Origin of the sequence: Kribbella solani, from assembly GCF_014205295.1 — a bacterium.
GTDB classification, from domain to species: Bacteria; Actinomycetota; Actinomycetes; order Propionibacteriales; family Kribbellaceae; genus Kribbella; species Kribbella solani.
In genome coordinates this window covers 3,053,311-3,077,841 of record NZ_JACHNF010000001.1, presented here as the reverse complement: position 1 = coordinate 3,077,841, position 24,531 = coordinate 3,053,311, and the positions used below count along the sequence as shown (strand labels likewise).

Annotated in this window: 21 protein-coding genes and 1 pseudogene; 13 read left to right on the top strand and 9 right to left on the bottom strand. The window is 68.8% G+C overall.

The window, feature by feature from the left end; genetic code table 11:
• The first annotated feature begins 1 nt into the window (after position 1).
• Both HDA44_RS13725 and HDA44_RS13720 read left to right on the top strand, forming a co-directional pair.
• Positions 2-871, top strand: a complete 870-nt coding sequence (locus HDA44_RS13725) for an exodeoxyribonuclease III (protein ID WP_184834402.1) — start codon at positions 2-4, stop codon at positions 869-871.
• A gap of 52 nt (positions 872-923) precedes the next feature.
• Positions 924-2,069 (top strand): hypothetical protein, encoded by a 1,146-nt coding sequence (locus HDA44_RS13720; RefSeq protein ID WP_337905952.1) that lies wholly within the window; start codon positions 924-926, stop codon positions 2,067-2,069.
• On the opposite strand, the gene HDA44_RS13715 is transcribed toward HDA44_RS13720, so the two are convergent.
• From HDA44_RS13715 to HDA44_RS13705, 3 genes are read right to left on the bottom strand one after another with little or no spacing between them, the layout of a single operon-like run.
• Positions 2,062-2,562 (bottom strand): mycothiol transferase, encoded by a 501-nt coding sequence (locus HDA44_RS13715; RefSeq protein ID WP_184834400.1) that lies wholly within the window; start codon positions 2,560-2,562, stop codon positions 2,062-2,064. The genes HDA44_RS13720 and HDA44_RS13715 overlap by 8 nt on opposite strands.
• A 32-nt stretch (positions 2,563-2,594) precedes the next feature.
• The gene (locus HDA44_RS13710; RefSeq protein WP_184834398.1) at positions 2,595-3,299 is read right to left on the bottom strand and encodes a M50 family metallopeptidase; all 705 of its coding nucleotides are present in this window, start codon (positions 3,297-3,299) and stop codon (positions 2,595-2,597) included.
• A 31-nt stretch (positions 3,300-3,330) separates the two neighbouring features.
• Positions 3,331-4,506, bottom strand: a complete 1,176-nt coding sequence (locus HDA44_RS13705; RefSeq protein WP_184834396.1) for a hypothetical protein — start codon at positions 4,504-4,506, stop codon at positions 3,331-3,333.
• Positions 4,507-4,583: 77 nt separating this feature from the next.
• Between HDA44_RS13705 and HDA44_RS13700 the strand changes: the two genes are divergently transcribed.
• Complete coding sequence (locus HDA44_RS13700; protein ID WP_184834394.1) at positions 4,584-5,471, top strand: neutral zinc metallopeptidase; 888 nt, start codon at positions 4,584-4,586, stop codon at positions 5,469-5,471.
• Here HDA44_RS13700 and HDA44_RS13695 read toward each other — a convergent pair.
• On the bottom strand, positions 5,441-6,628 hold the full coding sequence (locus tag HDA44_RS13695; protein ID WP_337905951.1) for an MFS transporter: 1,188 nt from the start codon (positions 6,626-6,628) through the stop codon (positions 5,441-5,443). The two genes, HDA44_RS13700 and HDA44_RS13695, sit on opposite strands and share 31 nt — an antisense overlap.
• Positions 6,629-6,840: 212 nt before the next feature.
• Here HDA44_RS13695 and HDA44_RS37195 point away from each other — a divergent pair.
• Positions 6,841-7,473, top strand: a pseudogene (locus tag HDA44_RS37195) (phosphatase PAP2 family protein); the annotation flags it as partial.
• 20 nt (positions 7,474-7,493) lie between these two features.
• Here HDA44_RS37195 and HDA44_RS37190 read toward each other — a convergent pair.
• Entirely contained in the window at positions 7,494-9,635 is a 2,142-nt protein-coding gene (locus HDA44_RS37190; protein ID WP_337905950.1) for a bifunctional SulP family inorganic anion transporter/carbonic anhydrase, read from the bottom strand.
• Positions 9,636-9,797: 162 nt separating this feature from the next.
• On the opposite strand from HDA44_RS37190, the gene HDA44_RS13685 reads away from it, so the two are divergent.
• From HDA44_RS13685 to HDA44_RS13675, 3 genes are all read left to right on the top strand, one after another.
• Entirely contained in the window at positions 9,798-10,556 is a 759-nt protein-coding gene (locus HDA44_RS13685; protein WP_184834389.1) for an SDR family oxidoreductase, read from the top strand.
• Between the two features lie 154 nt (positions 10,557-10,710).
• A complete protein-coding gene (locus HDA44_RS13680) occupies positions 10,711-12,228 on the top strand; it encodes a lysyl oxidase family protein (protein WP_337905949.1) in 1,518 nt (505 codons plus the stop codon).
• 270 nt (positions 12,229-12,498) lie between these two features.
• Positions 12,499-13,917: a N,N-dimethylformamidase beta subunit family domain-containing protein gene (locus HDA44_RS13675; protein WP_184834387.1), complete on the top strand. Its 1,419-nt coding sequence runs from the start codon at positions 12,499-12,501 to the stop codon at positions 13,915-13,917.
• 119 nt (positions 13,918-14,036) lie between these two features.
• On the opposite strand, the gene HDA44_RS13670 is transcribed toward HDA44_RS13675, so the two are convergent.
• Positions 14,037-15,557 carry an MFS transporter gene (locus HDA44_RS13670; protein WP_184834385.1) on the bottom strand — a complete coding sequence of 507 codons (1,521 nt, stop codon included), beginning with the start codon at positions 15,555-15,557 and terminating at the stop codon, positions 14,037-14,039.
• Between the two features lie 125 nt (positions 15,558-15,682).
• On the opposite strand from HDA44_RS13670, the gene HDA44_RS13665 reads away from it, so the two are divergent.
• Positions 15,683-16,555, top strand: coding sequence for a LysR substrate-binding domain-containing protein (locus tag HDA44_RS13665; RefSeq protein ID WP_184834383.1), 873 nt, complete (start codon positions 15,683-15,685; stop codon positions 16,553-16,555).
• Positions 16,556-16,705: 150 nt separating this feature from the next.
• Here the strand turns inward: HDA44_RS13665 and HDA44_RS13660 are convergent, their stop codons facing one another.
• Positions 16,706-17,518: a UbiA family prenyltransferase gene (locus HDA44_RS13660; protein WP_337905948.1), complete on the bottom strand. Its 813-nt coding sequence runs from the start codon at positions 17,516-17,518 to the stop codon at positions 16,706-16,708.
• A gap of 18 nt (positions 17,519-17,536) precedes the next feature.
• Between HDA44_RS13660 and HDA44_RS13655 the strand changes: the two genes are divergently transcribed.
• From HDA44_RS13655 to HDA44_RS13645, 3 genes are read left to right on the top strand one after another with little or no spacing between them, the layout of a single operon-like run.
• Positions 17,537-18,583 (top strand): type III polyketide synthase, encoded by a 1,047-nt coding sequence (locus HDA44_RS13655; protein WP_184834382.1) that lies wholly within the window; start codon positions 17,537-17,539, stop codon positions 18,581-18,583.
• Entirely contained in the window at positions 18,583-19,092 is a 510-nt protein-coding gene (locus tag HDA44_RS13650; RefSeq protein ID WP_184834380.1) for an isoprenylcysteine carboxyl methyltransferase family protein, read from the top strand. The genes HDA44_RS13655 and HDA44_RS13650 overlap by 1 nt, the downstream gene beginning before the upstream one ends.
• Positions 19,093-19,097: 5 nt before the next feature.
• Positions 19,098-20,120: an FAD-dependent monooxygenase gene (locus HDA44_RS13645; RefSeq protein WP_184834378.1), complete on the top strand. Its 1,023-nt coding sequence runs from the start codon at positions 19,098-19,100 to the stop codon at positions 20,118-20,120.
• Positions 20,121-20,406: 286 nt separating this feature from the next.
• Here HDA44_RS13645 and HDA44_RS13640 read toward each other — a convergent pair whose 3' ends face one another.
• The gene (locus HDA44_RS13640; protein WP_184834376.1) at positions 20,407-21,945 is read right to left on the bottom strand and encodes a helix-turn-helix domain-containing protein; all 1,539 of its coding nucleotides are present in this window, start codon (positions 21,943-21,945) and stop codon (positions 20,407-20,409) included.
• A gap of 90 nt (positions 21,946-22,035) precedes the next feature.
• On the opposite strand from HDA44_RS13640, the gene HDA44_RS13635 reads away from it, so the two are divergent.
• On the top strand, positions 22,036-23,310 hold the full coding sequence (locus tag HDA44_RS13635; protein WP_184834374.1) for an NAD(P)/FAD-dependent oxidoreductase: 1,275 nt from the start codon (positions 22,036-22,038) through the stop codon (positions 23,308-23,310).
• A 247-nt stretch (positions 23,311-23,557) separates the two neighbouring features.
• Positions 23,558-23,959, top strand: a complete 402-nt coding sequence (locus tag HDA44_RS13630) for a VOC family protein (RefSeq protein WP_184834372.1) — start codon at positions 23,558-23,560, stop codon at positions 23,957-23,959.
• 87 nt (positions 23,960-24,046) lie between these two features.
• On the opposite strand, the gene trxA is transcribed toward HDA44_RS13630, so the two are convergent.
• A complete protein-coding gene (trxA, locus tag HDA44_RS13625) occupies positions 24,047-24,436 on the bottom strand; it encodes a thioredoxin (RefSeq protein ID WP_184834370.1) in 390 nt (129 codons plus the stop codon).
• Positions 24,437-24,531 lie beyond the last annotated feature (95 nt).

Sequence of the window (24,531 nt, the reverse complement as noted above, 5' to 3'; positions counted from 1 at the left end):
AATGCGAGTCGCGACCTGGAACGTGAATTCGGTCAAGCAGCGGATGCCGCGGTTGCTCGGCTGGCTGGACGAGCGGCAGCCGGACGTTGTCTGCCTGCAGGAGACCAAGCTGACCGATGACGCGTTCACCGCGCTGCTCGGCGACGAGCTGACCGGCCGCGGGTACGAGATCGGTCTGTCCGGCGAACCGCAGTGGAACGGGGTCGCCCTGCTGTCGAAGGTCGGCCTGGACGAGGTCGTCACCGGGGTCGCCGGCGCGCCCGGCTTCCCGCATCCGGAGGCGCGGGCGGTCGCGGCGACCTGCGGTGGCATCCGGATTCATTCGCTGTACGTCCCGAACGGGCGCGTCCCGGACTCCGACCACTACCAGTACAAGCTCGCCTGGCTGAAGGCGCTGACGGAGGTCGTCGCGGGCGGTCCGGACGAGCAGATCGTCTGCGGCGACATGAACATCGCGCCGACCGATGCCGACGTCTTCGATCCCGCCGCGTACGTAGGCCACACGCATGTGACCGCACCGGAACGGCAGGCGCTCGCGGACTTGATGGCAGCCAAGGACCTGCACGATGTGGTCCGGGAACGCTGGCCGGAGGACCGGGTTTTCAGCTACTGGGACTACCGCGCGGGCATGTTCCACCAGGACCTGGGGATGCGGATCGACCTGATGCTCACCACTGATCCGGTCGCGGAGCGGGTCAAGGCGGCGTGGATCGATCGCAAGGCGCGGAAGGGGACCGGGCCGAGCGATCATGCGCCGGTGATCATCGACCTGGACACTGCTCCGGACGGCGACATCGGCCCGCTCGTACCGCCACCGTCCGCGCCGCGGACCGCCCGCAAGAAGACCACCAAACTGCCGCAAAGCCGCTGACCAGAGCCACCGACGTGAGCAACCGCGTGAGTCGACGACGTGAGCCGCTGACGTGAGCCACACAGTACGAGCCGGTGGCCGCCGTGTCGCGGTCGCGATGTTGCTGGTCGCGACCCTCGTCGCCTGCACTACCGCCAAATCGCCCGCACCCGCGCCAGTGACCTGGACGAAGGTGGACGTCGGCCCGGCCGAGCCGGTCACCCTGACAGCCCACGACAACCAACTGCTCGTCGGCCTACGGCACCGCGGCGCGAAGGTAGTACCCGAGCTCCAGCTCCTCGACGCGACCGGCAAACGCACCTCGATCCCGGTCAAGCCCAACCCAGCCAGCCCGTACGCGTTCGAAGCGATCTGGTACTCGATCGCGTACGACGGCAAGCAACTGCTCGCACTTGGCGGAGCGGCCGGCGGCGCGCACTCCAACACCCGCTGGACTGTCTGGACCGGCAGTCCGCAGACCGGACTGGTGGAGCATCCACAGGACTTCTTCACCTTCGGCGGCCAAACCGCGGGTGACTTGTACAGCGCGGTGATCACGCCGGACGGCCGGGCGCTGCTCGGCTCGTGGGGTGGCGTACAGACCGGCAACGACGCGATGGTCTGGCTACCGCAAGGCTCCGACGCGAAGTGGACCCGGCAGAACCCGGCAAAGACGGCCCTGCAGAGCACGCCGTCCCTCCTGGTCGGACCTGGTTTCGGTACGACGCTGGGCGAGCGGATCGTGCTTGCCGGCTCGCAGGTACGACTCGCGCCCGGCGTGGTCGCGCAGGAAGCAGCGGTCTGGTGGTCCACGAAGCTCAACCAGGGCTGGTCGCGGATCGTTCTGCCCGATCCAGGCAACCGCAGTCAGGCGAACACGGCAACGTGCAGCAAGGACTGCGTGATCTCCGGCTACGTCGACGGTCAGCTCGCGCTCTGGCGGCTGGACGCGGCCGGCACGGCGAAGCGGCTCCAGGGCGTTCCGTCGATCCCGGTCGGGGACAAGGACAAGCTGCCGCCGCCGGTCGTCAACGGCGACACCATCGTCCAGGTCGTTGCTCAGGACAACAAGGTGAAGCTGGTCAGCGGGCAGGACGGGCACTGGACCGTACAGGACTCGACTGGCCCGGCCGGACCGGTGATCAACGCCGCGCTCCTGCCGGATCACAAGCTCTACCTGATCGCCGGCGCGACCCTCTGGCAAACCACGCTCAGCTGAGCAGACCCTTCACGTACGCCGCCTGCCCGGCGTGCTGGGCGCAGTCGTCGATGACGCTGACGAGTCGAACTCCGAGTGTGACCGGCGGGTCCCACCGTCGGTCGACGATCCGGTCCAGGTCGTCGTCACTCAGCAGCCGGAGGAACCCGACCGTACGCGCGTGCACGGCGTCGTAGTACCCGACGAGTTGGTCGGCGTTCAGCTTGACCAGCTCGACCTGCTCCGGCGTGTGCGCGTAGCCGGTGTCGGCCGCGTCGAGCGACAGCCCGAGCTGCTCGTGCCAGCCGTCGGCGGTGTAGACCTGCTCGTATCCGCCGGCGTCGGCCAGGTGGTCGTCCTGGACGCGGGTCAGGTGCCAGACCAGCCAAGCGATCGAGTTGGCCGACGGGCCCGGCCGGGTGGCGAGCGTCTTGTCGTCGAGCCCCGCCACCACGGCGTGCACGACTTCCTTGATCCGGCTGTGTGCATCGATCAGCAGTTCACTCGTCTTCATGTCCGCCACGGTAGACCCCAGGCCCGACACTTCTAGCCAGGAAGTACACCGGACCACACGACGCCGACCGCCAGGCAGCCGAGAGTGACCAGACCGAACACGCCGACCCACAGCAACGCCGGCACCCCGGTCAGCCTCCGGAGCTGATCGGCATCCGAGCTGCGGCCCTGCCCGCGTCGCCGTGAATGCTGTAGCTCCAGCACCGCGCGCGGCGCGGCCAGGAGGAGGAACCAGGTCAACAGGTGCGCGAACGTCGATTGCACCGACGGTGAGCCCCACCAGGACACCCCGAAGACCAGTGCGCCGAAAACCAGCACCGACCACAGCCCGTACAGGTTGCGGATCTGCAGCAGCAGAATGAGCAGCGCGACCAGCAAACCCCACAGCAGTGCAACCGCGTACCCACGGCTCAGTACGAACGCGGCGGCCAAGCCGAACAACGCGGGACCCGGGTACCCGGCCAGTAGTACCGCGATCATGCCCGCGCCAGTAGGGCGCCCGCGTGACACAGTGACACCGGACGTGTCCGAGTGCAGGCGAATCCCGGACAGCTTCCGGCCGACCAGTGCCGCGATCAGACCGTGCGCGCCTTCGTGCGCGATTGTCACGACCTGCCGCGTGTACTGCCAGATCGGCCGCCACGCGATCAGCAGCAGCGCGACCACCCCGGTACCGATCACCAACCGCGACGACGGATCAGGCTGGACCGACGTGATGCTGTTCCAGAACTCACTCACCCGCCCATCCTTACAGGCGAGTGGTCAACCCTCAGGGAAAGGGCACATGCACGGTCACGCGTTCGCGTAGCTGCTCACTGATCAGCCAGAGCTCGTGCGTGGCGGGCCAGTACGACAGGTTCTCGGTGTTCTTCGGTGCCTTGGTCCAGGACGAAGTGGACACTCCGCCAGTACCGCGGTGCAGGCAGCTCGGGTAGTCGATGCCGTCCCCGATGTTCCCCGCGTACTCCGGACACACCCCGGAGATGACGAACTCGTTGTTGTACGACACCGCGCCCTGCATGCCCCACACCGGCGAGTCGAACGCTTCCACCGCGTGTACGACACCGTCAGCGCCCGCGCGGGGCAGTCCGGTGCTTTCGTCCAGTGGCCAACGTACGATCCGGCCGCCACCGCGAGTGGTGTGTTCAGCCGCGACGAACGAACCAGTGCCACCGTGGTCGACTCCTAGCGAGGCGAAGCACGGCTTGGCACCGGTCGTGTTGGCGCAGCCGCCACCGGCGTACCAATACGCACCGACCTGCGGCAGCGCGAACGCATGCCAGAGCGCGTGGTACTTGCCGTCAGTACCCAAGCCGACTTCACCGGTGCTGGTGTCGGTACGCCAGATGTGCCGCAGGTCGAACACCCGCAGTACGGATCCGCCTGTGGCCACTACGAGCATGTTGCCGGACCAGAACAGCCCGTGGCCGTGCCCCGCGATCGCCTGGAAGTTCCCGTCGGCAGTGGGCTCCACCAGCAGCACATGCCGGTATTTGTTCGTCGCCACGTCCAGGAACGACACCCGGATCGCACTGTCGTCGCTGTTGTGCCAGGTCGCGACTACTACCCGTCGGGCGCCGCCGGCCGGTTGCGCGTCGCCGGAGCCGCTGACACCCTGCGGTATCCAGACGTTCTGCGCGTCGTCCTCACCGTCCTGCCAACAGAACCCTTGTGGGTTGAGCGACGCGTTCAGGTACGTGCCGTGGCACAACGGCCGACCGGTCCGGTTGGACGCCGCGAGCACTTCGCTGACGCCGACCGGCGCTAGCTGTGGTTTGGTCTCCAGCTGCGCGACCCGGGCGGCGTACGTCGCGAAGGTGTCGCCGGAGACGAGTTGGAAGCCACTGGCATCGATACGTGGGAAGGTCGCCGCTGCCTGCGCAGGCGTCGGTACGAGCACGCCGATCAGGAGGGCGGCCGTCAAGAAGAAACGGCTGATCCGCATGCATTCGATAATCATTCACAACCGCGGGGGTTGTCCTGGCAGCGCGGCGTGGCGGTCTGTTGGTCTACATTCCACCTGTGAACCCACGGGCCCTCCTCGCGTCCTGCGCCGCCGCAGTGATCCTGTTGACCGGCTGTACGCCGAAGAGCTCCACCTCGGACGCCGACGCGGCCGCCGCCTCCGAGGTGGCCAAGGCCCGTGAGGCGATGCCGACGACGACGTCGGACACCCCGGGCGCCGACTCGACCGCCCCGGTCTCGGCGCCGCCGATGCCGGCCACGCTGGTCAACAACCCGATCTACCGGGTCGGTCCGCTCCCGTCCGCGCGCTGCGCCGAGCCGGCGTACGAACCGACCTCGCTGGCGAACGTCCGCGCGTACTTCACGCAGTACCTGGCCTGCCTGAACAAGGCCTGGGCGCCCGTGATCCGCAAGGCCGGCTTCACCTTCACCGAACCGAAGCTCGTCGTCGTACTCGGCCAGTCGCCGTCCTCACCGTGCACGGTCGACGACGGGCGCGACTACTACTGCGGCGGCACCATCTACATGGACGCCGCGACGCACCTCGACATCGCCAAGGACGATCCGGACTGGGCGCGGGCCTGGATGGCGCTGGAGATCGGGCACGAGTACGGGCATCACGTGCAGGCGCTGACCGGCATCCTGACCGCGTTGTACAAGCATGACCAGACCTTGAACGGCGTCGAAGCGCAGCTCGAAGGAACCCGGCGGATGGAGTTGCAGGCGTCCTGTTTCAGCGGCGCCTACATCGGTGCCGACCGCAACTACTTCCCGGTGACGCCGGACTGGCTGGTGGTCTGGCGGAAGGCGATCCTGGACACCATCGACACCGAGCACGACCACGGCAAGGGCGCGAACCACGCGCGCTGGACGACGGCCGGTTTCGACGCGGCAACCCCGGCCGCCTGCAACACCTACACCGCCGCGTCTTCGTTGGTCGGCTGACGCATCAGGACGGCGGTGGCGGCGAACAGTACCGCGCAGCCGACCAGCGCGAGTGGAAGGTTCGCGAGCCGCGCGACCGCGGAGATCGCCAGACCGCAGACGATCTCGCCGAGGTACTCGACCTGAGAGAGGAACGAGTGCGTGGTCGCGCGGATGTCGGTGGTGGTCCGGGCGTTGACCCAGATCGTGCTGATCACCCGGGTCAGCGGCGTGACGACACCGGTCAGCAGGACGACCGCGATCGCGCCGACGACCGGTTCCCAGGCAAACGCGAACAGCAGCATGCTCAGTACGCCGGCCAGCGCCGCGAGCGCGTAGTCCGTACCGGCATGGGCGCCGCTGATCCGGCGGGCGGCCAGCCGGAGGACGATCGCCCCGACCACGAGACCGGCCACGCCGAGTCCGGTGAACCAGATCATCGGGTCCGGCGCGGTCGGCAGTCCGAGGTCCAGGAGCTGTTTCTGGGTAAGCCGGCCGGCCGCGTCGGAGGCACCGTTCACCAGGAACGTCGCGCCGAAGATCAGCAGCAGCGCGCGGCTCCGGCGTACGAGCGTGAGGCCGCGGCGGAACGTACGCCATGAGGTGGACCAGCGGGCAGTACGGACCGGTACGAAGTTGTGCTCGGTGAAGCGGAGCACGACGTATAGCGCGAGCGCGCCCATCGCGGCGCCGGCGATCACGATCGTGACGTCCCGACGGGTTGCCCAGGCGAGTAGACCGAGCAGGATCAGGCCGGTGGCCGCACCGGTCAACTGAGCGCGGGCAGCGCGGGTGAGGACGAGGTTGATCTCGTCCGGCCGGTCCAGCTCGTCGGTGATCAGCGCGACGTCCGACCCGCTCGCGAAGGTCCACGAGATCCCCCACAGCACCTGCGTCGCGAGCAGCGCCGGGAACGACTCGAAGAGGCCGGTGGCGATCATCGCCGTACCCATCAGCAACTGGGATACGACCAGCGACCACTTCCGGCTGATGGTGTCCGCGATGACGCCGGCCGGTACTTCGAAGACCAAGGCGAACGCGCCCTGCACCGCGCCGATCAGCACCAGCTCGGCGGGGGACAGGCCGGCGTCGACGACCAGATAGACGCTGGTCACCAGCCACCAGCCGTTGTGCAGTACGGCACGCAGCCAGGTCCACCGAATGAACGCAACTTCCACGGCCCAGATCCTCCCGGCAGGTGCAGTGCCGGCGCCATCGAGTTTCACGGGTGTGAGGTGGTTCATATTTTTCGCAATTATCAGCAAGTTGCGATAATTTGAAATAGTGCCAAGGATCACAACGGAAAACGAATGACCGTTCTTGATCTCGGCGTGAGCCCGGGCGCAAGGTGTTCAGGAGAACGAGCGTTCGGTTTGAGCTGGGGGTCGGCATGGCGCAGGTGACGATCGAACGGGTGGAGCAGCCCCTGGAGCCGAAGCCGCGTGGGGGAGCCCGGCGGATCGTCCGCGAGGTGGCTCTGCTCGCCGTGCTCTTCGGCGTGTACAACCTCGGCCGCTTCCTGTCCGCCGACCACGCCGGATCGGCGTTCCGGCACGCGGACAAGCTGATCCGCTGGGAGGCCTGGCTCGGGTTACCGAGCGAGGCGGCGGTGCAGCGGCAGGCGCTGAACGTGGACGGACTCGCCCACGCCGCGAACCTGTTCTACGCCACGGTGCACTTCCCCCTGACCGCGGCGGTGCTGCTCTGGCTGATGATTCGCCGCCCGGCCGCGTACGGACGGGCGCGCTGGACGTTCGCGTCGCTGACCGGGCTGGCGCTGATCGGGCACATGGTATTCCCGCTCGCGCCGCCGCGGATGATGTCCGGCTGGGTGGACACCGGTGTGCTGCTCGGGCAGTCCGTGTACGGGCCGAGCGCGCACTCCGGTGTCGCGAACCAGTTCGCCGCGATGCCCAGCCTGCATGTCGGCTGGGCGTTCATCATCGCGGTGGTGATGATCCGGGTGACGCGATCACGCCTGCGCTGGCTGTGGATCGCGCACCCGGTGCTCACCTTCGCGGTCGTGGTGGTGACCGCCAATCACTACTGGCTGGACGGGTTGGTGGCGATCGCGCTCGCCGTCCCGTTGCTCCTGATCTTCGACAGCTCGCCGTCCGCGCGGGCCAGGAAGGGTTCGCGGTCCAGTACCAGCCTGGCCGCGGCCGCGCCGATGTCGAACCAGAGCCCGATCAGCTCGAGCCTGCCTTCGTCCTCGGCCCGGCGGACCGACGGGAAGCTGCGCAGGTTCTCCAGCTGGACGGCGACGTTGGCGACCGAGAGTTTGTCCGCGGCGATCAGCTTCACGCCGGTCGCCGGGTCGATGATGTCGGGCAGCCCGACCGCATGCCTGACCGAGGGTTCGAAGTGCCGCAACCAGGCCTGCAGCCCGGAGCCGGTGGGTGCGTCGGCGGCAAGGGTGGCCGCCGCGGCGCCGCAGGACGAGTGACCGCAGACCACGATCGAGCGGACGCCGAGCACGTCGACCGCGTACTCGATCGCGGCGTCGACCGAGCTGCTGTTGGACCCTTTCGGCGGTACCAGATTGCCGATGTTCCGGACGCAGAACTGGTCGCCCGGGCCGCTGGTGGTGATCATCGTCGGTACGATCCGCGAGTCGGCGCAGGTGATGAACAGGTGCTCCGGCCGTTGTCCTTCGGCCGCGAGTTTCGCCAGCATCGGCCGGATCGACTCCGCCGACGCCTCGAACTCGCGGACGCCGTCGAGCATCTTCGCCGTCGATCGCAGTACCTCGACCGAACCGCCGCGGGCGATATGACCGCGCCGCCAGTCCTCGATGGCTTCGTACGCCGCGTGGTCGAGATGTTCCACGGTCAGCTCGACGCGGACGTGCGCGCCGGGCGGAATCGACCGCAGCTTTCGTACCAGTGAGGCGACGCCGAGGAAGACCAGTGCGCCGCTGATCCGAACGGTCCACATACCGCCGGATTCGGTCGAGGTCACGGTCGCGCGGGCTAGCCGGTACAAGACCCGGATCAGGGCCAGCACGAGTCCGATCAAAACCCCTTCGGCCAGGCCCAGTACGGCCACGCCGACCGCGGTCACCACGTACACGAGTAGTTCGTCGTGCCGGCGCAGCGTACGGATGTGCGCGAGCTGCACCAGCCGCAGGCCGGTCACCAGTAGCACACCGGCCAGCGCGGCCATCGGGATCAGCTCGAGCATCGCCCCGGCCGCGAGCACGAAGGCCGCGATCCACAGGCCGTGCAGGATCGAGGAGGCGCGGGTCCGGGCGCCGGCCGCGACGTTGGTGGACGAGCGGACGATGACGCCGGTGACCGGCATCCCGCCGAGCAGGCCGGACACCGTGTTCGCGGCGCCCTGGCCGATCAGCTCACGGTCGAGATTGCTGCGGGCGCCGCGGTGCAGCTTGTCGACGGCAACGGCCGACAGCAACGACTCGACACTCGCGACCAACGCGACGGTGAGCACCGCGGTGAGCAGCTCGGCCGGCGTACCGTCGGGCAGCTTCGGGAGGATCAGACTTTCGAGCGGTTTGTCCGGCAGGTCGACGCGCGTGACGTGCGGCATCGCGATCGCCGCCAGCGCGGTCACCGCGACCACGGCGACAAGGGGCGCCGGGACGACGTTGACCTTCGGTATCCGCGGCCAGGCGAGCACGATCGCGACCGTCAGTACGCCGGCCACCACCGAGTGGCCATGATGGGTGACGAGTTGCGCGGGAAGCTCGGCCACATTGGCGATCAAGGAACTTTGGGCTTTGCCGCCGAGCACCACGTGCAGTTGCTGGACGGCGATCGTGACGCCGATCCCGGCCAGCATGCCGTGCACGACGGCGGGCGACAGGGACAGCGCCAGCCGCCCGATCCGGGTGACGCCGAGCAGGATCTGCAGCAGCCCGGCGGCGCAGGTGATGGCGGCGGTCGCGGCCCAGCCGAACTGCGTGACCAGGCTTGCGACGACGACGGTCAGGCCGGCCGCGGGGCCGCTGACCTGGAGTGGTGAGCCGCCGATCGCGCCGGCGACGACACCGCCGACGACAGCGGCGACCAGGCCGGCGATGAGTGGGGCACCGGACGCGGCGGCGATTCCCAGCGACAGCGGTATCGCGATGAGAAACACCACCAGCGAGGCCGGCAGGTCGTGATGGAGAATCGACTTCCAGACGGAAGCCGGTGGCGAGTGTGAGGTGGTTGAGGTCGGCACGAGGGAATTCCTCCGGCGTCGGTGCTCAGGGCAACTGCTCGGGCATCAGGCGTCGAAACTAAGAGTGTCGATCTGGTCACCCATCGTACGGATGCGTTCAAGCTCGGAACAGCGGTAAATCCGATTCGTTGCCGAGTACATCGATGTCACAAGGAGAAGTGAGTGGACCTGCAACTCTCGGGCAAGACCGCGGTGGTCACCGGTGCGAGCAAGGGCATCGGTCTGGCTTGCGTACGGGCGCTGGTGCGGGAGGGCGCGACGGTGACCGGCATCTCCCGCAATCCCGCGAACCTGGCGAAAGCACAAGAGGACCTGTCGTTCGAGGTCGAGGCGGTCGACCTGACCGATGCCGACGCGACCAAGGCCGCCTTCGATCGGATCGGCGTACCGGACATCCTGATCAACTGCGCGGGCGCTGCCCGGCGTACGCCGGTGGACGATCTGGACAGCGCGGCGCTGCATGCGGCGATGGACGCGAAGTACTTCACGTACATGCACGCGACCGAGGCGGTGATCCGGGGGATGGCGGCGCGCGGCAGCGGCGCGGTGGTGAACGTCGTCGGCCAGGGTGGTCGCGCGGCGAACCCCTTGCACATCGGAGGCGGCGCGGCCAACGCGGCACTGATGCTGGCATCGGCCGGGTACGCGAAGGCGTACGCCGGGCAGGGCGTCCGGGTGAACGTGATCAATCCCGGCACGACGCGTACGGCGCGGGTCGACGAAGGTCTCGAAGCCGCGGTGAAGGCGACCGGCCGGCCGAAGGAGGAACTGCTGGCGGACCTGGTCCGCGAGATCCCGATGGGCCGCGTCGGCGAGCCGGACGAGGTCGCGAACGTCGCGGTCTTCCTGGCATCGCCGATGGCGAGCTACGTGACCGCGTCGATCATCACGATGGACGGCGCCACTACCGCGGGCATCTGAACGGCTGGGGTGAGCCGCTCGCCCCAGCTCATGACTTGCCGTGACAGGACTGCCACGGAACCGTGATCAACTTCGTCGCCCCCGCAGGTCGTCGTACCAGCAGCAGGCCGGCTCGTGAGGATGCCGGCCGCGGGCAAGAGGGGGTTCCATCATCGTGAAGGCAGCAAAGCTCGGCCGATCGGCGGTTGCCGTGGCCGGAGCGGCAGGTCTGGTCGCACTCGCGGCCGCGGGCGCCTCGGCGGCGCCCGGTGCGCCTGGTCAGGCGTCCGCGGCGTCCGGTCAGGCGTCCGCGACGGCGCGACCGGCGCTGAAATTGGTTGCCGGGAGCATCAATGTGACGCTGGACAACGTCCAGGACTACGGCGTCGACCTCGACCTCGGTACGCATGTGGTCGCGGGCAACGCGCCGATCGAAGTACGCGCCACCCGTGCGTCGTACGCGTCACCGGTGGTCGCGACGCAGTTCGTCAACGGCAAGGCGACCCGGCAGTTGCCGAAGGGCCTGGTCACGGACTTCTCCGGGCTGGGGAAGTTCCTGCACGTCACCATCACCAACTCGGCGGGCAAGAAGGTGCTCGACAAGGATCAGTCGGTCTGCCTGAACGGTGACGGTTCGCGGACCCGGCCGGACGCGCCGGCCACCTCGCCGTACCCGGACGGCTGCTCGGCGAACCCGTTCACCCAGGGCGCGGTCTGGGGTCTGCAGACCGGCTGGTCGTCGCGGACGTACGAGGATGGTGCCGCGCCGGTGCAGTTGCCGGTTGGTAAGTACAAGGCAGTGGTCACGGTCGGCAAGGCGTACCGGGACTTCTTCAAGATCGCCGCGAAGGACTCGGCGGTCACGCTGAACGTCACCGTGCAGAAGTCGCAGGACTGCGTACGCGGGTGCTTCGGCGGGAAGAAGGCGGCGAAGAAGTCGATCGCGCCGAAGCCGAACGCGGCCCGGCCGACCGGGAAGCCGAGCGTGCCGAAGGGCCCGAAGCCGGACCTGCGGCCGGTGCCGGCGTGGGGCATCGAGGCCGTTCCGGGTGACGCGGACACGCCGGATGCGAACAAGGACTTCCTGCAGTTCTCCGCGACCGTCTGGAACGCCGGTCCGTCGCCGCTGGTGCTGGACGGGTTCCGGCGGCAGGGCAAGGACCTGATGGACGCGTACCAGTACTTCTACGACGGCCACGGCAAGCAGGTCGGCTACCAGAACACGGGGACGCTGGAGTGGGACGGCCGGCCAGGTCACAACCACTGGCACTTCACCGACTTCGCCCGGTACAGCCTGCTCAACGCCAAGCAGTCAGAGGTGGTCCGTAGCCAGAAGGAGGCGTTCTGCCTGGCCGCGACCGACTCGATCGACTACACGGTCAAGAACGCGAACTGGCACCCGGACAACACTGATCTGCACACCGCGTGCGGGGACCACGGTTCGCTGTCGGTGCGTGAGGTGCTGGACGTCGGCAGCGGCGACACGTACGAACAGACGCTGCCGGGTCAGTCGTTCGACATCACCAACCTGCCGAACGGTACGTACTTCGTGCAGGTGACCGCGAACCCGGAGCACCGCCTGTACGAGTCGAACACGAAGAACAACGTCGCGCTGCGCAAGGTCGTCCTTGGCGGCACGCTGCACCACCGCACCGTCAAGGTGCCACCAGTCGGCGTCATCAGTGCTCCCTGAGATCTGCTGATGCGCCACGCCGGTTCCCTGCACCGGCAGCTCGTGCCCCCGGCCGACGATCCAGCCGGGGGCGCGAGTCTCTCAGCGCTTTCCCAGTCTTACCGGTCTAGCATGCAGCGAGTGCGACGATGGGTGACGCTTGGCGCGGTAGTAGTACTGGCAGCTGCGGGATGCCGTTCGACGGCTCCCTCCTCCCAGCCGTCGTCATCCAGTAGTCAGGCCAGCTCGGCGCCTGCCACCACCCCCGCAGCTACCCCTAGTGCGTCTGCCGTGGCCGAGAACGCCAAGGCGGGTACGACGGCGTGGAAGATCGACACCACCCGGATCGCCGGACCGATGGAGCTGGCCGGGTACGCGGATCACGTCAGCGTACGGAGCGGGCAGCCGTTCCGGCTGTTCGTGACATCGACCGCTGGTGCGTTCACCGTTCAGTCCTTCCGGGTCGGCTGGTATGGCGGCACCGGCGCGCGACTGGTCTGGAAGTCGTCGGCCATTCCGGGCCGGGCGCAACCCGCACCGACCGTACGGCCCGCCGACCATCTGGTCAGCACCAAGTGGCAGCCGTCGCTGACCGTACAGACCACCGGCTGGCCGGCTGGGGCGTACCTGCTGCTGTTGAAGGCAGCGAACGGCAAGGAGAAGTACGTACCGATCACCGTCCGCTCGGAGTCGTCGCAGGGCGCGGTAGCGATCGTCGACGCGGTGAACACGTACCAGGCGTACAACCAGTGGGGCGGCTACTCGCTGTACAGCGGGCCGGACAACTCGTTCGGGTCACGCGCGCATCGGGTCACGTTCGACCGGCCGTACGACGGCAACGGCGCGCGGACGCTGGTGCAGTCCGAGCTGCCGTTGATCCAGTTGGCCGAGCGGAGCGGCGTTCGGCTCGCGTACCTGACCAGTGTCGATGTGGCGACCGACCCGACGGCGCTGACCGGTGCGCGAGGCATGGTGTCGCTCGGGCACGACGAGTACTGGACCGTGCCGATGCGCGACGCGGTCACCAAAGCGCGGGACGCGGGCACGAACCTCGCCTTCCTCGGCGCGAACGCGGTGTACTGGCGGGTCCGGTACGAGCCGAGTGCGCTCGGCGCGGATCGGGTCGTGGTCGGGTACAAGGATGCGAGTGCCGATCCGGTCAAGAACCGGCCGGAGACGACCGCGAAATGGCGCAGCAAACCGAATCCGCGCCCGGAGAATTCGCTGACCGGAATGCTGTACGAGTGCTTCCCCGCGGTCGGATCGTTCACCGTCCGCGACCCGGCATTCTTCCTGTACGCGGGAACAGGCGCGGTGCAGGGCTCGAAATACCCCGGGCTGACCGCTACGGAAGTTGATCGCGCTTATCCGGTCGCCGGTACGCCGGCCAATTTGCAGGTGGTCGCGCATTCGCCGGTGAGTTGTGGGCCGTCAATCCGTACCTTCTCGGACGCGACGTATTACACCGTGCCCTCGGGCGCTGGTGTCTTCGACACGGGCTCGATGAACTGGGTGCCTTCGCTGCGCGGCCCGAACTCGAAAACCTCTGTGGACGCGCGGGGAGTGGCATTCGCGCGCAAGGTGACGCTGAACCTGATCACTGGGATGGCGGCCGGGCCGCTCGGGCGTACGCATCCCGCACGCGGCGACCTCGCCACTCTCGGCGCCTCGGCCTCCACCTCGACCGGCTCCGGCGGCTCGCTCGGCTGACCTTTTCAGCACGACCGCAGACCCTGACCGTGCTGCTCCGGCTGGCTACTTTCGAGGAATCATCTCGCTGGTCCCGCGCTGACCCCCGACCTTGCGCGGGGGCCAGCTGAGCGGGCGGATCAGTGGTGCTGGGGGCGGCGGCGTGGGCGTAGCGGGCGGAGGTGGGGGTCGGTGCGGGCGTGCTCGCGGCGGCCGAGGATGAAGGGACGTGGACGGCTCGGGACGGGCGCGCTGCGTGGGGTGGCGAGCTGGATCTCGGCCTGCTCCAGGTTCAGCCGGAGCGGGACCTGATGCCACGGCGAGCGGGTCCGGACCAGTACGAGCCGGAACTGACCGTCGCGCCGCAGCCGCAGGCCGATCGCGACCGTGGCGATCGCCGGGACCAGACCGGCGATCAGCAGCGCCGAACGGGCCCCGAAGTTCTGCGCCAGGTACCCGACGAGTGGTCCGCCGATCGCGCCGCCGCCGATGAAGACCAGGTTGTAGATCCCGGACACCCGGCCGCGCAGACCGTCCGGCGTGGTCAGCTGCACCATCGACTGCGCCGCGGTGAGGAACATCAGCGTCGCCATCCCCATCGACGCCAGCACCGGGATGAATGTCCACAGCGACGGCTGCACGGCCGCCAGCACCTCGGTGATCGTGAGCAGGCACGCGATGCCGATCAGATTCCGCAGGCGGGTCGGCCGGACGCGGCGTGCGGACAGCAGTGCACCGGCCAAGGCGCCGAACGCGACCACCGAGTTCAGTACGCCGTACCCGGACGCGCCGGTGTGGAAGACCCGGTCCGCGAACGCGGTCAGCGTCACGGGCAGGCTGATGCAGAACATGCCGTAGATGCCGACCAGCGCGATCGCCCACCGTACGGCCGGCTCGGCCATCGCGTACTGGACGCCGTCGCGCAGTCCGTCGCGGATCCGCAGCCCGGCGCTCGCCTTGCGGGCCGCGTGCAGCCCGGGCATCTCGCTCTCGCGCATCCGCAACAGGGCACTGATCGAGGCGAAGAAGGTCATTCCGTTCAGCGCGAACGCCCAGCCGGCGCCGATCGTACCGAGAAGTACGCCGCCGAGCGCCGGGCCGATCAGGGAGCCGAGCTGGAACGTCGACGACATCATGCTGATCGCGTTCCGGACCGTGTCCCGGGGGACGAGCTCGGTCACGAACGACTGGCGGGTCGGGTTGTCGACGGCGGTGGCGAGGCCGAGGACGAACGCCATCGTGTACACGTGCCAGACCTGGACGCTGCCGGTGAAGGCGGTCAGCGCCAGGATGCCGGCACAGGTACCCATCGTGATCTGGGTGACCAGCAGGATCTTCCGTTTCGGGAAGCGGTCCGCGATCACGCCGCCGAACAGGCCGAGGGCGAGGGTGGGCAGGAACTGCAGCGCGGTGGTGATGCCGACCGCGGTGGCGCTGCCGGTGAGCGTGAGCACCAGCCAGTCCTGGGCGATGCGCTGGATCCAGCCGCCGGTCGAACTGACCAGCAGACCGCTGACCAGGAGGCGGAAGTTGCGGACTCGCAGCGCGCTGAAGGTGTCCTTGAATCCGGGGCGGCGCGGCTCCCGGAGGCTGGTCGGCTCGGTGCTTCGGTGTTGGTGGAAGTCGGTGGACGGGACAGTACCGGTGGCCCGGGTGGTCAAGAGCGATCCCTACGCGATTGGACTGGTCAGGGGAGGACCCCTCCATCCTCAGGGCTGGGTGCTGGATTCCCCCAACGAATTACTCCTATTAGTCTTATTGCGTGACGTAATGGGAGGTGGATTGGGTGTACGACCCGGACCAGCTGCGCACGTTCCTCGCGGTGGCGCAGTCGCTGAGCTTCACCCAGGCGGCCGAGCGCCTGGGCATCCGGCAACCGACGGTCAGTCAGCACGTACGCAAACTCGAGGTGGCCGTCGGGCGGCCGCTGTTCGTCCGTGACACCCGCACTGTCACGCTGACCGCCGACGGCGAGGCGATGGCGGGTTTCGCCCGCACCATCCTGGCCGCGCACGAGGAAGCGGCCGGGTACTTCACCGGCTCGGAGCTGCGCGGCCGGCTGCGGTTCGGCGTCACCGACGACCTGGCGCTGACGCCGCTGCCGAAGATCCTCCGCGACTTCCGCCAGCTGTACCCGCGGATCGACCTGGAGCTCACCGTCGCCCAAAGCCCGAACCTGCTCCGCCGGGTCGAGTCCGGCCACCTGGACCTGGCGTACGTGAAGCACGGCGCCGGCGGTGGGTACGAGCCGAACGGCCGGCTGGTCCGCCGCGACTCGCTGGTCTGGGCCGGCATCGCCGGTACCCGGATCGCCCCGGACGGCCCGGTTCCACTGGTCACGTACCAGGCGCCGTCGCTGAGCCGCTCGCTCGGCGTGCAATCCCTCGAACAGGCCGGGCGTACGTGCCGGATCACCTGCATCGTCCGCGGCGTGAACGGTGTGCTGGCCGCGGTCCGCGCCGGTCTCGGGATCGCGATCTTCGCCCGCTCGCTGATGCCGGCCGACCTGGTCGAACCACCACCGAGCGCCGGCCTGCCCGACCTCCCCCCGATCGACCTGGTCCTGATCACCAACCCCCGCGCCGCGAAAGAACCCGCCGAAGCCCTCACCGCCGCCATCCTCGGCAGCAACGCCCCCCTCAAACCGGACGCGGGTTGAGCCGGCAGCAGCAGGAGAGCGGCGGCTACCAGACCACGGCCCGACAGGAGGCGCCGCCGCCGTGCCCCGCTCCGCGCACCCGCTCCGCGCACCCGCTCCGCGCGCTCAGTCGGCTGCCTGCGGCGGTGTAGTACGCAGTGTCGGCTGCCGTTAGACGAGGGCGTGGCCGCGGAGGATGAGGGAGATGATGCTGATGGCGGCGATGGCGATGGTGATCAGGAAGGGGGCGTTGCGCCAGAGCAGGATGGTGAGGAGGAGGACGGCTACGGCGGGCAGAGCGATCCAGCCGATGACGCCGATCGGGCCGGGCGGGGCGACGACCAGCAGGGCGGTCGCCGCGGCCAAGGGGAGCGGGGCGAGCAGCCGGGCGTAGGAGCCCAGGCGTTGCGGCCAGCCGCGTACGCCGGTGGCGAGGTCGTCGGCCAGGTCGGGGACGACGTTTGCGAGATGGGCACCGATCCCGAGAAGGGCGCCGGCCGCGGTCGCCCACCACGGCGCCCAGACCCGCGCGGTGCCGAGGGTGACGAACGAGGGCAGCGCGCCGAACGCGACCGCGTACGGGAGCCAGGAGATCACGGTCGACTTGAGGCCCAGGTTGTACGCCCAGGCGCAGGCGACGAAGAGGAGATGAACCGATCCGGCCGTGAATCCGTTGGCCAAGGAGACCGGGACAGTGACCACCAGCATCACGCCCGCGCCGATCGCGAGCGTGCGGCGACTCACCAGTCCACGCACCACCGGCTTGTCCGGCCGGTTCACAATGGTGTCGCGAGCGGCATCAATCGCGTCGTTGCTCCAGCCGATCGAGAGGTGGCCGGTGAGGATCGTTGCTGCGACCAGGAGACACCCGGCCGGACTTCGCCCGGCCGACCACGCGACGGCAGTGACCAGGGCCGTGACGGCCACGGTCGGGCCCGGGTGGCAGGCGAGCGCCAGACCGCGAAGCGTCCTCAGGATCCGCACCGACGTAACGATGCCACGATGACGCGGGTCGCGGCGGTCCGGCCCGCGCTGCCGCCGTACCGCTACCCGCAGGCCGAGCTCACCGAGGCGGTCGCGTCGATCTGCCTCCCGGACGGCCGCGGCACGGCGCTGCTCCGGCGGTTGCACGCGAACGCGGGCGTGTCCTTCCGGCATCTGGCGCTGCCACTGGAGCAGTACGCCGTACTGAAGGACTTCGGCGCGGCGAACGACGCGTGGATCAACGCGGCCGTCGATCTCGGCGCCGAGGCGGTCGCGGGTGCGTTGAAGGACGCCGGGCTGTCGCTGGACGAGGTCGACGTGCTGATGTTCACCACGGTGACCGGGGTCGCGGCGCCGTCGATCGACGCGCGGGTCGCGATGCGGCTCGGGTTGCGCGAGGACGTCAAGCGGCTGCCGCTGTTCGGGCTCGGGTGCGTCGGCGGAGCGGCCGGGATCGCGCGGCTGCACGACTACCTGACGGCGTGGCCGACGCATGTTGCCGTCCTGCTCTCGGTCGAGTTGTGCTCGCTGACGCTGCAGCGCGACGACGCGTCCCTGCCGAACCTGGTCGGCGGGGCGTTGTTCGGGGACGGCGCCGCCGCGGTGGTGCTGGTCGGGTCGGAGCATCCGGCCGCGACCGGGCCGTCCGTGGTCGCGACGCGGAGCCGGCTGTACCCGGACTCGGAGCGGGTGATGGGCTGGGACGTCGGGTCCGGTGGGTTCCGGATCGTGCTGGGCGCCGACGTGCCGGACGTGGTGCGTACGTACCTGGGCGGGGATGTCCGCGACTTTCTCGCTGACCTCGGGCTGACCGTGCCGGAGATCGGTACCTGGGTGAGCCATCCGGGCGGGCCGAAGGTGCTGGAAGCGGTGGCAGAGACCCTGGAACTGCGGCCGGGAGCGCTCGATCTGACCTGGAAGTCGCTCGCGGCGGTCGGGAACCTGTCGTCGTCCTCGGTGCTGCATGTGCTTGGTGACACACTCAAGCTGTCTCCCCAAGGCCCTGGGGTGCTGCTGGCGATGGGGCCTGGGTTCTGTTCCGAGCTCGTACTGATGGAGTGGTGATGTACGGCTGGTATCTGGGTCTGGTCTTGCTGGTTGCTCTGGAGCGCGTCGCGGAGCTGGTGGTTTCGCTGCGCAACGCGCGGTGGAGTTTCGCGCAAGGTGGGGTGGAGTCGGGGCGCGGGCATTATCCGTACATGGTCGCGCTGCACACTTTGTTGCTGGCGGCATGTTTGGTCGAGGCGGCGCAGCGGCCGTTCGTACCCGCGCTGGGGTGGACGATGTTCGCGGTGGTGCTGCTCGCGCAGGGGTTGCGCTGGTGGTGCATCACCGTGCTGGGCCATCAGTGGAACACGCGGGTGATCGTGGTGCCCGGGCTGCGGTTGGTTGCTCGCGGCCCGTATCGGTGGCTCCGGCATCCCAATTACGTGGCGGTGGTGGCGGAGGGGATCGCGCTGCCGCTGGTGCATACGGCGTGGGTGACGGCGCTGGTGTTCACGGTGCTGAACATTCCGTTGCTGGCCGTACGCGTCCGTACCGAGGAATCCGCGTTGAAGACTGCTTTGGCGTGAGGCGGGTGCCTGAGGTTGATCTGCTGGTTGCCGGGGCCGGCCCGGCGGGTGCGGCGACCGCGATCCGGGCCGCGCTGGCGGGGTTGTCGGTAGTTGTCGTCGAGCCGCGGTCGGCGCCGATCGACAAGGCGTGTGGTGAGGGCATCGCGCACAGTGCTGTCTCGTACCTCCGGCGGTTGGGCGTGCAACTCGACGGGCGTCCGTTCCATGGCATCCGCTACCTGGACGAGCAGCACGCCGTCGACGCGCGCTTCACCGCCGGGCCGGGGCTGGGCGTACGCCGCACCACGCTGACCGCCGCGCTCAGATCCCGCCTGACCGAACTCGACATCCCGGTCATCCAGGCTCGCGTCGGCCCCATCACCCAAACCCCCACCTCGATCACCGCCGCCGGCCAAACCGCCCACTACCTGGCCGCCGCCGACGGCCTCCACTCACCCATCCGCCGCCAACTGGGTCTCACCGCCAAATCATCAAATGAGGTACGGCGCGGGTTGCGGCAGCACTTTTGTGTTTCTCCGTGGACTGATCTGGTGGAGGTGTACTGGTCCCGGTTGGGGGAGGCGTACGTGACTCCGGTGTCCGACGAGCTCGTCGGGGTAGCGGTCCTCACCTCCGCGCGCGGCACCTTCGACTCGCACCTCGACGCGTTTCCGCTGCTCAAACGCCGGTTGAAGGGAGCGCCGGCCGCCGGTCCGGTGCTCGGTGCGGGTCCGCTTCGGCAGCGGGTCCGCGCGCGTACGTCCGGCCGGGTACTGCTGGTGGGCGACGCCGCCGGGTACGTCGACGCGCTGACCGGCGAAGGGATCGCGGTCGCGCTTCGTACGTCGGCCGAGCTGGTCGACTGCATCCGCGCGGACCGGCCGGACGCGTACGAGGCAGCCTGGCGCCGCGTATCCCGGGAGTGCCGGCTGCTGACGGCATCGTTGCTCTGGGCCCGCAACCGTCCGTTCCTGGCGCCGCGGATCGTCCCGGCCGCGGCCCGCCTCCCCGGCGTCTACCACACCATCGTCAACCGCTTGTCCTAGGCAACAGCCTGAACCGCCTGTCTTTGGACCGCTCAGTCCCGAACTGTTTGTCCTCGGCAACGGCTCGGAGAATGCGGTCGGCCCGGCGAGCGTTCAGGTGGTCGCCGGGCCGCGCATGGCCCGAGCTCCCTGGTGAAGAGCTCGGACCGGTGCTCCAGCTCCCTGGTGAAGAGCTGGAACAGTCCTTGTGGTATTGCGTTGGTGCTGAGGAAGACTTAATCAGCCGGATGTTGCTCAACAGTTGCGGGAATGTGAAGCCTTGTTACGTGGGTGTGTGGTGAAGATCTCAGTGCTCGGTCCGCACCGCGGCGATTTGCAGTTGCAGCGCCAGCCTTTCACCCGGATCGCCCAGATCCAGGTGCGCGATTTCCCCGATCCGCTTCATCCGGTGCCGCAGGGTGTTCGTGTGCAAATGCAGTTCCCGGGCCGCGCGCTGCGGCTGGCCCGGGTAGTTCAGCCACGCCTGCAGCGTTTCCACGTACCCGGTGTCGTGCTCGATGTCGTGCCGGAGCAGTGTCGCGAGCGGACCGTCCATCTTGGTGGTGTCGAGCGATGTAACAGCCCGGTGCACCGTCAACACATGCCACGCCTCTTCCACCCGTAGTGCAGGTCCCGGTGCGAGTCCACGGCGTACCAGGCCGAGCAGTTCCACCGCTTCGGCGCGTGAGCTCGGCAAGTCAGCAGGTCCGCGAGCGGGACCACCCGCCGCGGCGTACGTGCCTGGTGACTGCTCTTCGACCAGCTTCTGCAACCAGCTCCACGAGCCTGGTCCGTCCAGGTCCGTGACCACAGCCAGCACGGTCCCGTCGAGGTCAGCCAGCTGTGGCTCGCTCCAGCCGTGCCGGCGCCCTGTGGACTCCCACAGGTCGAGCTGCTGCGGTACGTCGTACCCGTCCGGCGATCCGAGAGCCACTACCCGCCACGGCTGCCGTGGGAGCCGTACGTCGACCGGGTTGTCCGGTGAGAACTGCCGCAGGATGGTCCGCAACCTGTCGATCGCACTCCGGCGCGCTACGTCGGCCTGCGCTCGCAGCCGCAACAGGTGCAACGCCAGCACGGATGCGGCGTTGCTGAGCTCCGCAGTGACCGAGTCACTGACCGGACCGTCGACTACAGCCCAGATAGAACCCAGCCACTCACCACCAGCCCGCACTGGTACGACCAGACGCGGGCGGATGCCATTGGGCCCATCAGGTACCAGAAACGGCTCACTGGATCGCGCTAGTCGCCGGAAGATGCCACGGGCCCGGAAATGCGCGATCACCTCGGCAGGTACGCGCCGTCCGACGATGGTGGACACCCGGGTCGGGTCAGTGAAGTCCTGCCCGGAGGAGTACGCCAGTACGCGTGACTGGTTGTCCTCGATGGTCACTGGTGCATCCACGATCGCAGCGGCCGCATCGGCCAGTGCGAACAGCTCCTGGTGTACTCCGGCGTCTCCGGCGGCGGGGGAGTCCGGTGCGGCGGCCCGGTCGAGTACGCCGCGCAGTAGCCAGACCACGTGCGCCCAGGTGACGCTCGGCTGCAGTGCGACCAGGGTGACTGCCCACCTCTCGGCGGACGACACTACAGACGGCTCATGCGCCAGTGCCGTACGTAGGACCACTCCGGACGCGCTGCCGGCCGCACAGCGCTCTACGAGCTCTACCGCGTCCTCTGCGTCACGGAGACCCAGTCCGAGGACTAGGTCGCCCGGCTGACCGGTAGCAGGTTCCTGCGGGTCGGCCAGGAACACGTCCCGTACCTCACTGTCCCCTTTGCCCGGCACCACCACCTCGAACAGCGCGGGGCCGACGGCGACACTCAGGTCAGATGCGGTGATCACGAGGTTATTGTGCTCTGAGCACAGTCATTTGTCCCGTCAATGGTGTGATCGCACCATGACAGCCGTACGCCGCGGCCGCACCATCGATACATGACCACTACTGGTTCCGCTGGTAGCAACCACATCGTCCCCGACCGGGTCGCCGTTGTCGGCGCCGGCATGGTCGGCCTGGCCACCGCCTGGTTCCTCCAGGAGGCCGGTGTCGAGGTGACAGTGCTCGACCGCGAGGGTGTCGCCGCGGGCGCGTCCTGGGGCAACGCCGGCTGGCTGACCCCCGGCCTGGCCACCCCGCTGCCGGAACCAGCGGTCCTCAAGTACGGCGTCCGTGCGGTGCTGAGCCCTGCCTCACCGGTGTACGTGCCACCGACCGCGAGCCCGCGGCTCCTCAAGTTCCTCACCCGCTTCGCTCGCAACAGCACCGCCGGACGCTGGAAGACCGCGATGGAGTCGCTGGTCCCGATCAACCGCCAGTCCCTGAGCGCGTTCGACTTCCTCGCGGACGCCGGCGTCCAGGCGCGGACGTACGAGGCGAAGTCGTTCCTCGCCGCGTACCGCACCGTCGAGGAGCGCAAGGTTCTGCTCGAGGAGATCGAGCAGATCCACGCCGCCGGTCAGGGCATCGAGTTCGAGGCGATCAGCGGTGACGACGCCCGCGAGATCGAGCCGTCGCTGTCGGACGCGATCGGCGCCGCGATCCGGCTGCACGGTCAGCGCTTCATCAACCCCGGCGAGTACGTGAACCAGCTCGCGGACTCCGTGATCGCCCGCGGCGGCCAGATCATCAGCGGCGTCGTGGTGAAGGACATTGTCGACGAGATCCGCGGCGTCCGGCTGGTCACCGCCGACGGCGAGACCGACCCGTTCGACGCGGTCGTGATGGCGACCGGCGCCTGGCTCGGCGATCTGGCCCGGGAGTTCGGCGTACGGACCGTGGTGCAGGCCGGCCGCGGGTACAGCTTCAGCGTGCCGATGGCCCACGTACCGGCCGGCCCGGTGTACTTCCCGGCGCAACGGATCGCCTGTACGCCGCTGGGTGACCGGCTCCGGGTCGCCGGGATGATGGAGTTCCGCAAGCCCGACGCGAAGCTCGACCCGCGCCGGATCGACGCGATCGTCGACGCCGCCCGGCCGCTGCTGCGGGACGCCGACCTGGACGCCCGTACGTTCGAATGGGTCGGGCCACGGCCGTGTACGCCGGACGGTCTGCCGTTGATCGGCGCGACCAAGTCACCGCGGGTCTTCGCGGCCGGCGGGCACGGCATGTGGGGGATCACCCTCGGCCCGGTCACCGGTCAGCTGCTGGCCGAGACGATCACCACCGGCCGTACGCCGGAGGAGCTCCGGCCCTTCAACCCGCTGCGCTGACGACCGCTCGGAGGGGCCCCAACGACGTGGTCCCTCCGTCCCGCTGACCGTCACCTCGAGCACCCCTTCGGTGACCCACCTCGGGCAGCACCTCACCTGCCCGCGCCTCCTCAGGCCACCCGAGCCGTAGCTCCGGTCAGCGTCGAGAGCGGGCCCTGGCCGAGTTCCCCTGCTCAGGGCCCGCTCTCCCGTTTCTGTCGGCGGCACCTGCCAGGATCAGTGCTTCGGACTCCTGGGAGGACAGGTCATGGTGCTGCGCTGGTACACGCTCGTCGTCGACTGTCACGACGTACGCAAGCAAGCCGCCTGGTGGGCGGAGGCACTTGGCTGGCGGACCATCCACGAGACCGACGACGAATGCGTGAACATCCCTGGCTGGGTGGATGAGGACACGCTGAAGGATCTGCCGTGGGAGCGGATCGGGCCGGGGATGGTCTTTGTACCGGTACCTGAGGGCAAGGCGGTGAAGAACCGGCTGCACCTTGATCTGGCGCCGCACACGAGCCAGGACCGCGAGGCCGAGATCGCCCGGCTGGAAACGCTCGGCGCACGGCGGGTTGACGTCGGCCAGCCGGCGGGCCCGGGCTGGACGGTGCTCGCGGACCCGGAGGGCAACGAGTTCTGCGTCCTCAGCTCCCGAGACTCCTGACCCGGCGCAGCCCGATACAGCACGGCATCCGGGCGCTCGTGGTCGAGCGGCCGGATGTCGTGTGGGTGGTGCGTCAGGCGGCTGGTGTCAGTGCGTGTGCGGCTCGGTGCCGTGTTCTGCCTCGTGGGCGGCGATCTGGGACTTGACCTCGTCCATGTCCACCGCGCGCAGCTGGCCGATCAGGTCCTCCAGGCTCGCGGCCGGCAGCGCGCCCGCCTGCGAGTACAGGACGACGCCGTCCCGGACCGCCATCAGGGTCGGGATGGACGAGATCTGGAAGGCCTGCGCGAGCTCGCCCTGTGCCTCGGTGTCGACCTTGCCGAAAGTGATGTCCGCGTGCGTCTCGGACGACTTCTCGAACACCGGTCCGAACATCTTGCACGGGCCACACCACTCGGCCCAGAAATCCACCAGCACGAGACCGTCGCCACCGACCACCTCGTTGAAGTTGTCCTGGGTCAGCTCGACCGTTGCCACTACGACCTCCGAAAGTAGTTGAGTACGCCCAAGTCAACACCGCCCGGTGCCCCAGTTGTTCCCGGGACCCGGGCGGCACCTGTTTCACCGGCGCC

What these genes read in the sequence shown, in the direction of transcription:
- HDA44_RS13725 (WP_184834402.1), top strand. Translation starts at nt 2, where the DNA reads ATGCGAGTCGCGACCTGGAACGTGAATTCGGTCAAGCAGCGGATGCCG.
- HDA44_RS13715 (WP_184834400.1), bottom strand. Translation starts at nt 2,562, where the DNA reads ATGAAGACGAGTGAACTGCTGATCGATGCACACAGCCGGATCAAGGAA.
- HDA44_RS13705 (WP_184834396.1), bottom strand. Translation starts at nt 4,506, where the DNA reads ATGCGGATCAGCCGTTTCTTCTTGACGGCCGCCCTCCTGATCGGCGTG.
- HDA44_RS13655 (WP_184834382.1), top strand. Translation starts at nt 17,537, where the DNA reads ATGACGCGGGTCGCGGCGGTCCGGCCCGCGCTGCCGCCGTACCGCTAC.
- HDA44_RS13650 (WP_184834380.1), top strand. Translation starts at nt 18,583, where the DNA reads ATGTACGGCTGGTATCTGGGTCTGGTCTTGCTGGTTGCTCTGGAGCGC.
- HDA44_RS13635 (WP_184834374.1), top strand. Translation starts at nt 22,036, where the DNA reads ATGACCACTACTGGTTCCGCTGGTAGCAACCACATCGTCCCCGACCGG.
- HDA44_RS13630 (WP_184834372.1), top strand. Translation starts at nt 23,558, where the DNA reads ATGGTGCTGCGCTGGTACACGCTCGTCGTCGACTGTCACGACGTACGC.